At 65.7% G+C, this 14,173-nt stretch carries 9 protein-coding genes; 8 read left to right on the forward strand and 1 reads right to left on the reverse strand.

Annotated features, from left to right (window positions below; all coding sequences use genetic code 11):
- The first annotated feature begins 2 nt into the window (after positions 1 to 2).
- The 7 genes from A5658_RS13120 (at position 3) to eccE (ending at position 12,016) form a co-directional block, all read left to right on the forward strand.
- Complete coding sequence (locus A5658_RS13120; RefSeq protein ID WP_067335276.1) at positions 3 to 2,807, forward strand: hypothetical protein; 2,805 nt, start codon at positions 3 to 5, stop codon at positions 2,805 to 2,807.
- Positions 2,804 to 4,990, forward strand: coding sequence for a hypothetical protein (locus tag A5658_RS13125; protein WP_067335281.1), 2,187 nt, complete (start codon positions 2,804 to 2,806; stop codon positions 4,988 to 4,990). Before A5658_RS13120 ends, A5658_RS13125 begins: the two co-directional genes overlap by 4 nt.
- A 70-nt stretch (positions 4,991 to 5,060) precedes the next feature.
- Positions 5,061 to 6,839, forward strand: a complete 1,779-nt coding sequence (locus tag A5658_RS13130; protein WP_067335284.1) for an AAA family ATPase — start codon at positions 5,061 to 5,063, stop codon at positions 6,837 to 6,839.
- 44 nt (positions 6,840 to 6,883) lie between these two features.
- Positions 6,884 to 7,207 (forward strand): hypothetical protein, encoded by a 324-nt coding sequence (locus tag A5658_RS13135; RefSeq protein ID WP_067335289.1) that lies wholly within the window; start codon positions 6,884 to 6,886, stop codon positions 7,205 to 7,207.
- Between the two features lie 36 nt (positions 7,208 to 7,243).
- Positions 7,244 to 8,728: a type VII secretion integral membrane protein EccD gene (gene eccD / locus A5658_RS13140; RefSeq protein ID WP_082993143.1), complete on the forward strand. Its 1,485-nt coding sequence runs from the start codon at positions 7,244 to 7,246 to the stop codon at positions 8,726 to 8,728.
- Positions 8,728 to 10,116: a type VII secretion-associated serine protease mycosin gene (gene mycP, locus A5658_RS13145; RefSeq protein WP_197503112.1), complete on the forward strand. Its 1,389-nt coding sequence runs from the start codon at positions 8,728 to 8,730 to the stop codon at positions 10,114 to 10,116. The genes eccD and mycP overlap by 1 nt, the downstream gene beginning before the upstream one ends.
- Positions 10,117 to 10,180: 64 nt before the next feature.
- Positions 10,181 to 12,016, forward strand: a complete 1,836-nt coding sequence (eccE, locus tag A5658_RS13150; protein WP_067335295.1) for a type VII secretion protein EccE — start codon at positions 10,181 to 10,183, stop codon at positions 12,014 to 12,016.
- Between the two features lie 282 nt (positions 12,017 to 12,298).
- On the opposite strand, the gene A5658_RS13155 is transcribed toward eccE, so the two are convergent.
- Positions 12,299 to 13,033 (reverse strand): hypothetical protein, encoded by a 735-nt coding sequence (locus tag A5658_RS13155; RefSeq protein WP_231997308.1) that lies wholly within the window; start codon positions 13,031 to 13,033, stop codon positions 12,299 to 12,301.
- A gap of 128 nt (positions 13,034 to 13,161) precedes the next feature.
- Between A5658_RS13155 and A5658_RS13160 the strand changes: the two genes are divergently transcribed.
- Complete coding sequence (locus A5658_RS13160; RefSeq protein WP_067335301.1) at positions 13,162 to 14,079, forward strand: ESX secretion-associated protein EspG; 918 nt, start codon at positions 13,162 to 13,164, stop codon at positions 14,077 to 14,079.
- Positions 14,080 to 14,173 lie beyond the last annotated feature (94 nt).

Here is a 14,173-nt window from a genome sequence, read left to right on the forward strand (position 1 = left end):
CTATGGGCGACTACTTTCCCGAGATCAAAAAGCAAGAAGGCAACGTCATCTACACCGGCGACGGCACCGTCTGGGCGACCTACCTACTCCGGGGAATCAACACCAACCCCTACGACGTCAACAAGATCGACGCCTGCCAAAGCTCCCACGAGCGACTGTTCACCCAGCTGTCGAAACTCGACGCCACCGAGTTCCTACTCCTGGGAGCAAAGGCTCAGACTCCCGCGCAAACGATCATGGCCCGCTGCTGCGCCGGCATCGACGACTTCACCCCGCAGAACTATCCGGAACTGCACGCGCAATTCAACGCGCTGTACCGCAAAGTCGCGATCACCCGCGAACTCGCCGAGTACCAACGCGTCTACTTCCTCGCCATCGGATTCCCCGTCGCCAGCTCCATCATCGAATCCCTGCTCTCCTCGGTCGCCGTTACCGACCCGCACCGCAACGTGTCTCGCCGCGCCATCACCGATCTGGAAAACCGGTACTTCCGCGCGCTGCCACGCGAGTACACACCCATCCGCGCCACCGAAGAACACATCGACTGGGTATTCGACCGCGCCCGGCTGCGCGCGATCTCGGTGCCAGACTTCCCCGAGGCATCCACCACCCGCACGGTGCGCCGCGGCCCACGCAGCTTCCCCGAAGTGCACATCAACAAAAACGCCGACACCGACGCCCTACTCGACGACTTCATCGCCAAGGTCAAAGATGACAACCCTGCGATGACCGAGCGCGGCAGCGGGCTACCCGCCGCCGCACTGAGCGCCGCCTGCTTGGCCGGCGCCGCGGCGGCCGCCTTCACCACCTACCGCTGGATCAGCATCGCGCTGACCGTGCTCGCCATCGCCGCGATCGCCGCCGGGAGCGTCGCGGTGAAACGATCAACCCTGTCAGGCCGTAACACGTTGTTGCGCAACTTCAAATCGACCCGCTGGGCCCAACAGCTCAGCGTCCACAACGTCGATACCCGCTCCCCAGAATTTCCCGACGGCTACACCAGCTACCAAACGCAAATCGCGGTTGCCCGCTACCCCTCGACCGCCAGCTTCGACATCAACACCTTCACCTATCTCGTCGACCAGGAGATCGGTGTCGACGCCGACTTCGCCTTGCGGTTCGACTTCTCCCAAGAACTGGTGAGCAAGACCGGAATGCGTCACGCCCGACAAGAACTCAACGCCGAAGACGCGGCCAACACCCAAGACGAACTCGACGCCGAAGACTATGCCGACCGCCGCGAAGACCAACGCGAATTCCGGGCGCACGTCAAAGATGAACCCGCCCCGCGCGGAATGCGCGTCGCAGCGATCTTCTCGTTCGCCCACCAAAACCGCGACATCCTCGCCGATCGCGTCAGCGCCCTCGAACAACACCTCACCGACCACGACTTCACGCCGATCACTCCTGTCGGCGGCCAATTCGAACTGTGGCAAGCGATGTTCCCGGGATCACCGTGCCCCGCAGTCGTCGACGACCTCAAAGGGACCACCACCACCGCACTGTTCAGTGGCTTCATGCCGATCCGGCGCACCGTGCTCGGCGACCCCGTCGGCATCCCGCTCATGATCAACGAAGAAAACGCGCTCGGCCAGATCGTGCACTGGGACATCCTGCACGCCACCGACAAAGGCAACGCGTCCATCTCGGCCACCGGCCGCCAGAACGCCGGCAAGTCCGAGTTCATCAAGAGCGTCATCGGATGGATGAACGACCTTCACCTCTACGACCACATCTTCGATCAGGACCCCGACGGTGAATACGCGGTGTTCGCACAATCACTCACCCGTCCCGACATCGTCGATGTCTTCGACCCGACCGCGGCCGTCGGCGGCGGCAGCTCGCTGGACATCCTCAAATGCTTCGACCCCGCCACCGCCGCCCGCGTCTTCCTCGACCTGTGGCTGCCGCTGCTGGGATTCGATCGCCGCTCCGAGGAGGCCGCCATGCTGGCCCAGTTCGTGGCACCCGATTACCGGCAGGCCGCCCGCATCCACTCCACCCGCGCCCTCATCGACCACCTACTCACCGTCGCCAGCCCCGCCGCCCGCGCGCTGAATCTCGCGCTGTCCTCTTGGGCCCGACTGCCCTACACCCACACCTTCATCGACCCGGTCGTCAACGGTCAGACGATCGAATACCCGGCGTTCACGCCGCGCGCGCGAACCGTGGTGTTCCGTACCCACAAGCTCACGGTGCACCGTCCGCGCCACGGCGAGACATCCGTTGCTGATGACTCGCAGAACTTCGCTGCGATGGCCTACACCGCGATCGCCCACCTCACCGCCGAACGCTTCGCGGCCATCACCGCGCCGTGCGCGTTCATCGCCGACGAACTCAAACTCCTCAAAGGCTCCAAAGTGCTCGAGCAGCTCGTCGAGAAACCCGACCGCATGGGCCGCAAAGCCAAGAACTTCGTCGTGATCGCCCACCAGCGCGACCCGGCCGCCGACGAACACACCGCCATGGTCGAACGCAAACTCGTACTGGCCCAGAAGGTTCGCGAGAACGCAGCTGACGCGTTGCGCTCAGCGGACATTCCGCCGACCGAGCGGCTCGTGACCCGCCACGTGGAAGACACCTCGCCGCTTGACCCCGAAACCAGCTTGCCGATCCCAGGCCGCGCCGGCGAAGGCTGGTACAACGACAGCGGCAACATCGGCCGCGTCCGCACCCTCGGACACCTCATCGCCGCGCGCCGACGCTACAGCGACACCCGCTCCTCAACCCGTGTCCGTGTCCGCGATCTGGTCTCCGCACAGTCGACCAACGGCCACCCCGCGCACGCGGTCGAGGTGTCGCCGTGACCTGGTTGCTACCCGCCACCCCGGCCCCCGTCGCGCCGGCGCTGACGACCCGCGCAGGCAACCCGTTCCTGGATTGGTTGCACCTGACCGACAGCGACGGCGGCTTGATCGCCCACTACCGGCTGATGCTCCAACCGGGAACGTTCGACATCTTGCACCGCGTGTTCTACTCCGGCCTCGCCGACTTCCTGTACTCCCTGGGCTACCTGCTCGGATCGTCCTATGCCACAGCACTTATCCGGCTCGTCCTCGACCCCAACCAGTGGCTGAATCCGATCACCGACTTCTACAACGGCATCACAGCCCAGGTGTATTCGCGCGTCCCGCCGACGGTGATCATGCTCGGCACCTTCGGCATCCTGATGCTCAGCGTCTTCGTGGTGCGCAGCGGCACATCGGCCGCCGGCTCACCGCAAGCCCGGATCGCCGCCTCCGCACCGCCGTCGACGTTTTCGCAGTGGATGCCGACGCATTCCAAAATCGGTAAGGCGCACTGGGATCGCCTGGGATCGGGCTTGACGATGATGGCGGTCGTCCTGGTGCTGGCGAACAACCCGTTCGCGATCATCCGCAACGTCATCGACGCACTGCTAGCCGGCGCCGGCTGGCTATCCATGAGCGGCGGCGCCAGCGGTCCCGCGCATGTGCAGACCGCGGCGACCACCGACATGATCCGCTCGATCACGTTCTTGGTGAACTACCGCGAGTTCCTCAATCCGGCCTGCGCACACCAATGGTCGGCGTCGATCAACATCGGCGGCGCCAACCCGCACTGCCTGACCGGCGCCCAACTCTCAGCAACAGACCCCGACCTGTGGACGGTGGCCCTTGCCTTGGCCGCGGTGTTCATCGCCTGGGCGGTACTGAGCTTCGCCGTCATTGTGGCCATGGAATTCGTCAAGCACCTGTCCTTGACGATCGCCTACTTCATCGGCGCCACCTGGATCGCGGCGCTGACCCTGGCTAAGCGCCGCCCCTACGACCCGCTCGCCGAAGCCGCCGCCCGCGGGGGAGTGCACTTCTTCCAGGCCAGCATCGTTCTCTTCGTATCCGCAGCCGGCCCAACCCTTTTCCTGCATCTCATCACCTCGGTACTGACATTCCTGCCCACCCTGATTCAGGTCATCCTTTCCGCCGCCGGCTACTACATCTCCGGCAAAGTCATCCTCAAGGTGATGGAGAACCACACCTCGCTGCTCTCCCTGTTCCGCGACAAAATCAAACAGTCCAAGACCTGGACCAACCTGTACCCCCCCAACGCTCCGACGACCGTGGCCTCGACAGCGTTCGGCGGCATGGTCAGCCAGCCCACCACATGGGTGAAAGACCGCTACCAGCAAGCCATCACCAGCTCGACAGATACCTGGAACAAATTCCGCGACAGCGCCGGCACCTGGTCGCGCACCCAGGACGGAAGTGACAACGTGGCAACCGACATCATCGCCGACACCCCGCAATTTCAAGCCGCGACGACTCGGGTCAAGCTCTACGACAAGCCCGTCGAACGCGTCACCATCACCGGCGCTGACACCCTGCCCGCCACGGCCAACGCCGGACCCGACGTCATCCCAGCCAGCGTGCTGGCCGCGCCCACCGCCGACGGCACGATGACACCAGCGATATCGGCGCCGGCCTCAGCGGCGTCATTCCCCGAACCGCCTGCAGGCGTGCCGCCGTACGTGTGGTTCCGTTCAGGGATACCGCAATTCGCCCCCCCGGCAGCACAATTCAGCGCCCCGCCGGTCGTGCCTCAGCTGCCGGCGGGGGCCACCGATATCGCCCCGATCACCGAGGCGCCATCTGCACCCGCGGGGCCGCGCTATTTCGAGCTGGCCCGCGCCCAGGCGCCCAGCCTGTACAACACACCGAACCCCACGCCCACCGTCGACGACGTCATCGAGAGATCGACCCGGACCTACCGCGGGTACACCGCAGACAACTCGCCGCCGCACCGGGCCGCGCGCCGCAGCGCACCACCGGACCTGCGCTCGGTACTCACCGCGGCGCAATGGACTCAGAAGTTCAACCACCACCGAAATATGTTGCTGGCTCGCGGCTTTGAAGCGATCCCGCAACTTCCGGCCGACGAGGAGGACAACGAGCACATCGTCCTGGCCACCGACCCGTCCGGTCAGATCCGTGTCGACGCCAAAAATGATCGTGGTTTCGGGGACTGGATCTGATGATCAACCACCTATCAACATTAAACTTCGCCGTAATAATGGTCGGCACCGCGCCACAGGGGGCACTCACATGAAATTCAGCAGCAGCGACATGGACAACGACGCCCTGCGCAAGGCGTACAACCAGTTCAACCCGTCTGGCGGCGACGCAGCGGGCGGCGCCCAAACCGACTCGCCCGCAGGGAAAGCACCCACTCCGCCAACCCACGACGTCGGAGATAACGCCGCCGCCGCCGAGCCAACTCACGTTGAGGAATCGGCCGCTGAACACGCACCGACATCACCGCCGCCGCCCGCCGCCGACGACCCCGAGCGGACCGCTCACACCCCGCTGCGCCCACCCGCCGAACCGACGCCCCATCACGCCAGCCCTACCGCACCGCCTGAGTCCAGCCAGACGCCGCCGTCTGTCACTACGCACCGAAGGAACCCACCCACAGTGTCTGACGACAACCCGCTATACCGCGACCGCAGCGCCACCCCCGAGCCCGCCGCCGCAAGCGAATACACCTCTCACACCACCGAACTCCAACTCGGCGACCTGTCGATTCCGCCGCGCCCGCCCACCGAGGCACCCCGCCGGCACATCGCCCAGCCGCCCTACGAGCCCAGCGCCCCCGCAGTGCGCCGCCAGCCCCCAGCCGCACCCGAGCCGCCGCGGCCCGCCGCGCCGGTCAGCGGTCCGCAACACAACCCGCTGACGGGACCCGCTGTGCCGCAACGACACACCGACAACCCCTACCCGCCGGCGCCCCGCCGGCCACGCAGCGACTGGCCGCCCGCCGCCGCGCAGCCTTCGCAGCGGCCCTACGACCCCGCAGACGACTCGCGGCCCCACGCCTTCAACCAGTGGGCACCCACCCGCCCGCCGGCGCCGGAAGACTACGGCCAACCGGCCCAGGAGGTGAGGTTCGGTCCGAGCTCGCGCCGCGCCGGCTTCTCCGACCCCGGCGGGGACCGGTCGTTCACGCTGCAGAATCAGCGCCGCGAAGGACCCCAGCAGGGATGGCGCGGGGCGCTGCACCGCATGCATGTCCCGATCGGCAAGGGGCAAAGCGAAATTGACTTCGATCTCGACATCGCCCGGATCAACAAGATCATCCGCTACCCGAAGGTGATCGGCTTCGCCTCACCCAAAGGCGGCGTCGGTAAAACGGTGTCGGCCATGGCGATCGCCTCCACCATCGCCGCTCACCGGCAGAAGGGTGAAGTCGTGGCGGTCGACACCGACCACAACGGATCGCTGGCCCGCCGGGTGCGCGGCGATCAGATCAGCAGCATCAAACGGTTCGTCGAAGACGTGAACCTGAACTCGACCAACGACGTCAAGGCACACATGCAGAGCAACCATCACCGGTTGTCTGTGCTGGGTTCCAGCCGCGAGCCGCTCGAGACGCCGCTGACGGCCGACGAGTACCTTGACGCGCTGCAGGTCCTGCAGGCCGGGCATCTGTTCACCATCGTCGACATGGACACCTCGGCGGCCACCCCGGCCTACGAGACGATCATGCGCAGCCTCGACGCCCTCGTCGTGGTGACCGCCACGTCACTGGACAGTGCCGAGGCCAGCCAAGACATGATGGATTGGATCCGCGCTCGCGGACTCACGGAATTGTCCACGCGCACAGTAATTCTGATCAACCACCAGTCCCCGGCCAAGCCGCACCTCGACCTCGACGCGACCGTGTCGCACTTCCGTAACACCGAGGAACACGAGGTCCGCGAAATCCACTGGGACGAGCACCTCGCCGAGGCCGGTCCGATCAACCTCGACCTACTCAACAAAGCGACCCGACGCGCGTTCGTCAACGTCGCCGCCCTGCTCGTCGACAGCCTGCCATCCGGCTAAACCACCACCGCTACCACACACCAACAACCACAAGGGGGAACACCATGTCCGACACCAACGTCATCACCGACCGCCACGCCATCGCCGACGCCGTGACCGCCGGCCTCCAGGAACTCGACCAGCTCGCCGGCAACTACCGACAGGCCCAGGAGCAGGTCGCTGTCGCCCAGACCGCCGAAGCGCAGGCCGCCGAGATCTATACCGACAAGATCAACGAGGTCCTCGCCACCGGCTGGGCCACACCGGCGGGCCTGGCCGCCCAGGGGCATGAAGTACCTAAGAAGCGCGCCAGCACCCGCGCCAAGCGGGCCGCCAACAGCGAGCACGGAGAACAGGATTCAACGGACAACCCCGACCACGAGCGCTGACCACAGGCCCGTTGACGAGCGAAAAGAAAGCTGATCGTGGCAACCACACAAGCTGAAGCACGCGTGCAGATCACCGTGCCCGGACACGTCATCGACGTGCCCATGTCGAACTACGCACTGATCGGCGACTGCCTCGCCGAACTCATCCCGTTCCTCACCCGCGAGCTCGACCGCGCCGGAAAAGACTCCAGTTGGCTTAACGATCCCAGCGCCCACTGGACACTTCGCCGACCCTTCCAGAGTCAGCCGCTGGACCCCGAGAAGACCCTCGAGGACGAGAAAGTCCGCGACGGCTCCCGGCTCCTCCTGGTGAAAAAGGACCCCGGAGAGAAGTATCCGCCGCTCATCGACGACGTCGCCGAAGCCATCACCTACTGGCTCAAAGAACACTTCCCGTCCTGGGACGGCCGGATCTCCCGGCGCATCAGCCTCGTACTGCTACCCGCCGTCATCGCATTCGTCTGTGCACTGAGCACCTTCTGGGCCGCCCAGACTCAGCCCGGCCTGGCGACACGGCTCACTGTGTGCGGCATCATGGGCGCCGGCGCGATCCTGGTCACCGCGATCGCGCTCGTCGTCTCCCGCACAGACCAAGACCAATACGGCCCCCTCGTCGTGCCGTTTCTGACCATGACCTACCTACTGGCCGGCACCGCTTCACTGCTCGTCACGCCACGACCACTGGGCATCCACCAGCTCGTCGCCGCCGGCGCAACTCTGTTCACGCTCTCGGTCTGCCTGGCCGTGGTCACCCGCGCCAACGCACGCCTGCACTACGGGGTAGCCGCAGCGTCGGCCGCGGTCACCGCCATCGCAGCCCTGAACATGATGTATCGCAGCCCCACCGCCGTCCTCGGAGTCCAGCTGATCACCCTGTGCTTTTTCGTCATGCTCGGCAGCTCGCGCATATCGCTTGCGCTGGCACGGATCTCGCTGCCCTACGTGCCCGCCACCGGCGAAAGTTACATCGGCGGCAACGACCGCCCCGGCGACCTCGACGCCGGCAAACTGCCCCGCGACGGCCACGCCAACGACTCCATCCTCAACCAAGAAGAACAAACCCTCACCGCCTACGAATGCCTCGTCGGCATCCTCACCGGCGCACTCACCATCATCTGCGCCTCCGGATGGTTCACCGGCCGCAGCCTCGACAACCACAACTGGCTGATCTTCCTGTTCATGCTGACCATCGCCCTGGCCCTGGTGTACCGAGGCAAAAGCTACGACGATGCGCGCCTGCAAGGCATCACTCTGGTGGCCACAACCATCCTCGTCGCCACCTTCGCCGGAGGCCTCATCGCCTCACCCGCCTACGCCGAAAACCAAACCCGCGCAGCGATAGTCATCGGACTACTGGTCTTCTCCACGATCCTGGCCGCGATCTACTCCATCCAGCAACGGCGCATCGTGAGCCCGATCGTCACCAAAGGACTCGAACTGTTCGAACGCGTCCTCTACGCCTCACCGCTGGTCTACGTCGTGCTCGCCATGGACCTCTACCAAAAAGCGAGGGCCCGCTGATGCGCGCCCTCGAACGGATCGGCGCGCTGGCCGCCACCCTGCTCCTCGCCGTGCCGATCAGCCCGCCGCCCACCGCGGCCGCTATTACCCAGCCGCAGATCGATCCCGCCGTTGACATCCCGCCACCCGACGGTGATCCCGCCCCCGCGGTACCGATGAAGCAAGGCTCGGTGTGCGCCACGTCAGCTGTGCTGGCGGACTCCCAATTCCGCACTATCCCCGCCAACGCGGTCTTCCAAGTCGATGACCTGCACAACTTCGCGCGCGGAGACGGCCAAACGGTCGCCGTCATCGATTCCGGTGTTCAGCCCAACGTCCGGCTGCCTCGCCTGCGCGGTGGCGGCGACTACATCATGCCCGGTGATGGACTGTCCGACTGCGATCACCACGGGACCCTGGTCGCCGGAATCGTCGCTGGCGCACCACAACCCACAGATGGATTCATTGGAGTGGCACCCGGCGCGGACATCATCTCGATCCGCCAAACCAGCGCCGCCTTCCATGAGGACAACCCGCCCCCAGGGTGGTCAGACGCCGACAAGTCAGCGGCCAACCTCTCCTCCCTCGCTAAATCTATCGTTCACGCCGCCAACCTCGGCGCCACCGTCATCAACCTGTCGGTCACCGCCTGCGTCGACGCCGGCAGCCCCGTCGACCTGCGCGCACTAGCCGGCGCCATCTACTACGCGTCTACCGTCAAAAATGTGGCCATCATCGCCGCCGCCGGCAACATCGGCCACCAAACCTGCCACTCCAACCCAGGATTCGACCCCGCCAACGCCTCCGACACCCGGAACTGGGATGGGGTGCGCAGCATCTCCCTGCCGTCCTACTTTTCCAACATGGTGCTCTCCGTCGGCGGCACCGAACTGACCGGCGACCCCTACGTCAACACCATGCCGGGCCCCTGGGTCGGTGTCGCAGGCCCCGCGATGAACATCGTGTCCCTCGACCCCACCCAACCCACACCCGGAGCGCTCACCAACGCTGCCCTCGTCAAAGGCGTGCCCGTCCCCGAAAACGGCACATCCTTCTCCGCTGCCTACGTGTCCGGGCTGGCCGCATTGATCCGGGAGAAATACCCAAACCTCACTGCGCACCAAGTCATTAACCGCATCATGGCCACCGCCCACCAGCCCGCCGTCGGAATGAACAACACCCTCGGCGCCGGCGTCGTCGACCCGGTAGCCGCCCTCACCGCACGCGTTCCCGCCGGTGAACCATTCGCCCCCGGCGTGCCCAGCGTGTACGCGCCGACCCCGCAGCCGGCGCCACCGGCGGACAACACCGGCCGCAACATCGCCTTGATCAGCTTGGGCGTCGGAGCCTCCGTGCTGGCAGCAGTGTTCCTGACCCTCTTCGCTTTCCGGAGGAAGACCGTCGCGTGACACCTCCCTCGCCTGAATCGCCTACGGCGACAACCTAACCCCGAACCGCAACAGGAGATCACTGATGAACGACGGCCGCCTCGGGCTAGCGCTACGACTGCCAAACCTGATGTTCCTGGTCATTGTCGCTATCGCGACCGCCCTGACCACCGCGCTACTCGGCGTCCAGCCGCCCATCGAATGGGAGGCCTGGGCCGCCGCCGCCGTCGCGGCCATCACGATCGGTGTCCTGACCTACCGGAGCCGCACCCTGGCCGGCTGGATGCACCGCCGAATGACCTACCGCCGCAGCTCCCGCGACACCATCGCCGTCTACGAAGCCGAAGGCGCAGGCATCACCTGGGACGGCCACCGAGCCTGCACCTACATCGAAGTACTACCGCAGCCCTACGCCACGACCATCCTCACCGGCACCCGCGACTCCGTCATCGCCGCTCTGCCGATCGACGACATCCGCGAAGAACTCGTCCAATTCGACATCCACTGCGACGCAGTCACCTTCGTCACCATCGGCCACAACTACGACCGCCCCAACAAGGCCGCAACCGCCTACCAAGCCAGCATCGGCCCTACCACCGCACTGCTCTACGGCCGAACCTTCATCGAGGTGGGCATCACCCTCTCAGAATCCCTCGACAGCATCTACGCCCGCACCGGCACCGACGATGTACCCGCCGGCATAAGCCGCACCGTCACGATCGCCGCCGAACGCATCCGCCGCCGCGTCGCCCACGACGGCTGGAAAACTCAACTCCTGACCAAATCGAACCTCGAAGAACTCCATGCCGCGATCGCCGCACAGCTGAACCCTGCGCTGACACAGGAGCATTGGAGCGCCTGCGGACCTAAATCGATGCAAGCGATCGCCTACACCCCGGGCCCGGGCGCATGGACCACCGAGAACTACCGCGAATGGTGCCGACTCAACCCGCACCGCCAAATCCACATCGCGCGCCTCGAACGCCGCCAGGGCGCCGACCACGCCGAAATGTTCATCGGCCTACTGACCTCCGACCCCCGCGCCCTGAACACCGTGACAGCGCTAGGCCTGCGCCGCGAACACGGCCAGCAAGGCGACATCCTCACCGCCGCGCTGCCACTGGCCCGCACCGTCCGCCCCACCGCGATCCACGGCAAAGCACTCCCCGAAGCCAGCCCGTTCCCAATTCCACTGGTACCAGGCGGAATCGGCACCTACATCGGACAAACCGCCAACCGCTCCCAGGTGTTCGTCAACTTCACCGTCGGCGCCGAACCGTTCTACATCTTCGGCCCCGCAGCCATGTGCCAACAACTTTTCGTATGGCTGTCCACCAGCGGCCGCAGCATCGACATCGCGCTACCCGGCGACGAATGGAAAGAATTCGCCACCCGCCTCGGCGTCACCCACTCCAGCAACAGCGACGCCGACATCGTGATCACCACACCACAAGGGCTGCCCACCGCCGCCCACCCGAACCAAGTGCGCCTCGTCTGGACCACCACAGCCCCAGACACCCCACCGGCCTACGCACTTATCGCCGGCCCCGACGAATGCACCCTGCACACACCCACACGGCAGATCCGCTACCGCTGGTCAGTGTCCAGCGCCGAAGAGGCGTTCTTCACCCTCGGCCGCACCCGACGCACCGCCACACCCGCGCCGAACACCGCTGCAGCACAACCACAACCAGGCAACGGGCAGTCCGGCGCCCAGCGCACGCCACCGGCGCCGGCGCGGGTCACCGGCCGCCGCCGCGCGGCAGCACCAGCCACCCCCGAACCTCCGGCCAGCGGCCAGCAGCCCACCAGCGGCCAGCAGCCCAAGCGCCCGGCAACGATCCGCCGCCCAGCCACGCCCGCAACCCCGGAACCGCCCTCCTCCGGCGGCCGGCACTCCGCGCAGCCCCGCCGGCCATGAGCAGCGACTGAAAACGTCGAGAGCACAGACCACCGCCTATCGGCTGGTCGAGAGAGGTTTTTCGCATGTGGCGTTTACATCCGGAACCGGGCAGCAAGGTTTACGCGAAAGGCCCGCACTGGCGGTTCTGCACCGACCCAACCTGCGAATTGCAGCACGTCACCTATGAACCGTTTCGACCAATCACCGGGCAAGAGATAGACCTGTCGTACCTGCAGCCGACAAACTACCGGGCGAAATAGCCCAAATCATCAGTCGTGCAACCGAAACCGCGCCTTGTAATCATCGGGCTACGGCACCCTCGCACGTCGCTGCCAGCGCCTCGACGAGCTTTTCACGTTGGATGTCGGTGGCGGTGACTGCGCCCTGCCGCATCATCTGGTAGCCACCGGCCTGCGCGAACAACAGGTAGGGGGAGTAGTCGGCGCGCGGATCCATCGTTGAGACGACGTCGAGCGCGGTGGCTTGACTGGTCAGCCGGCCCGCGGTCGCCTCAAAGGCCGCCGAGAACTTGGCGAAGAAGTCTGCGCCGCCGTCGCGTGGGTGGGAGAGGTCGTAGAGGACCCATCCCTGCGCGACGTTGAGGTCAGTCCCGGCGGGGATCGCGGCGAGCGCCGCGCGGGCCTGCTCGGTCGGCCTCCCGTCGCCACCCAGCGCGGCCGGCAATGACGCGGGCCCGGGCGTGGCAGTCTTGCTGGAATCGGGCTGCGGGGTCACCGGTGCTGAATGCGTCGGTGACGGTGCGGCGCAGATATCCGGAACAGTCGCCGTCCCGGGTTGACCGCCGCGCCCGCCGAAGATCCACGCCACAGCGGTATCTGCGATGGTGATCGGGAATTGCGCCACGGCCGCAACGCTCATGAACGCCATCGCGATCAGCGCGCAGATTCCGATGACGGCAAATTTTCGGCGCCCGCGGCGCACCATGCCGGCGGCCATACCGACCGCGACACCGGGTACGCCGCCTGTCGCCGCAGAAACACCGCCGCGAACGGCTCGCATAAGTGTTCGTTGCATGCCCCAACGGTAAACTTCGCCGTACATCAACACGGCTACCAGCGCGTTGACGGACCGCGTTTCCTGTACGCGCCGAACGCAATACGGCCACAGGGCGGCTCAGCAGCAACATAGAAGGGGAGAGCAAGGTGGGCGGCAACGCTTTCGATCAGCGCCACCTCATCGAGCTGTACAAACGCGGACTAATCAACGAACTCCCGCTTGAGCTCGGACCGATGCCCATCTTCGACCTCGGCCCGTCGATCGGCGCCGACCTGCAACGGTGGAACGTCATCGACGCCAAGACCGGCCAGCTCAGCGAGCCCGCGAGCGAGCTTCTCGGGGGAGTGACGAACTACGAATGGGCCGTGTGGGGCATCGTGTTGCTTTACAACGAACGCACACCCATTGATGTTGATCTGCCTGAAGAATTTCTCCAATACGGCGTCCAATACGCGCTCCGTGACATTCCCCGTGTCACGTTCCTTATCGGCTATCGGCAAGGGACTTTCACGACCGCGACAATGGCCGGCGGCCATCTGTCGATCGCCAGCGACCGGGCGCGCGGCACCGATCCCGACTACCTGAACACCACGGCGGGATCGATTATCTCCGCGATCGTCGACCCCAAGCAGGGGTGGGAGCCGTATCCGCTCGAGGAGTTCTCCATTCCGGCCGCGACCGCCGATGCACTCAAGCGCGACCGCAGCGCCAACCCTGACGACGTCGCCGAGGAGACCCAGGAAGGCCTCTGCGACGCCGGTATGGCCCGTACCACAGTTCGGGCACTGTCTGAGCTGCTCAAAGAGGACAACGTGGCGCTGGCGCAGATCACGCTCACGCAGCGCACCCCGCAGGGGAAGAAAACGGCCAGCAACAACGCGGCGGGCCTGATGTTCTTCACCGGCAAACACACCGGTGTCGTGGTCAGCTACCCGACCCGCGGACTCGACGGCCGACAGTGGATCACCTACGAGTCGGCAACGCCGACCGCACTGGGCCGAGCCATCGGCAAGCTACACAGGGGCCTGGCCAGCGCGCCGCCCGCAAGCGTCACTGTTAAATAGAAAAGCACCGAAAAAACGAGACGCCGACAAATAAAACCGAAACGCCGAACGCGCAAAGATTGGCGTCGAACCAACACCCCGAGTCGTCTATTCT

Origin of the sequence: Mycobacterium sp. 1245111.1 (genome assembly GCF_001673405.1) — a bacterium.
Taxonomy (GTDB): domain Bacteria; phylum Actinomycetota; class Actinomycetes; order Mycobacteriales; family Mycobacteriaceae; genus Mycobacterium.

What these genes read in the sequence shown, in the direction of transcription:
- A5658_RS13120 (WP_067335276.1), top strand. Translation starts at nt 3, where the DNA reads ATGGGCGACTACTTTCCCGAGATCAAAAAGCAAGAAGGCAACGTCATC.
- A5658_RS13130 (WP_067335284.1), top strand. Translation starts at nt 5,061, where the DNA reads ATGAAATTCAGCAGCAGCGACATGGACAACGACGCCCTGCGCAAGGCG.
- A5658_RS13135 (WP_067335289.1), top strand. Translation starts at nt 6,884, where the DNA reads ATGTCCGACACCAACGTCATCACCGACCGCCACGCCATCGCCGACGCC.
- mycP (WP_197503112.1), top strand. Translation starts at nt 8,728, where the DNA reads ATGCGCGCCCTCGAACGGATCGGCGCGCTGGCCGCCACCCTGCTCCTC.
- eccE (WP_067335295.1), top strand. Translation starts at nt 10,181, where the DNA reads ATGAACGACGGCCGCCTCGGGCTAGCGCTACGACTGCCAAACCTGATG.
- A5658_RS13155 (WP_231997308.1), bottom strand. Translation starts at nt 13,033, where the DNA reads ATGCAACGAACACTTATGCGAGCCGTTCGCGGCGGTGTTTCTGCGGCG.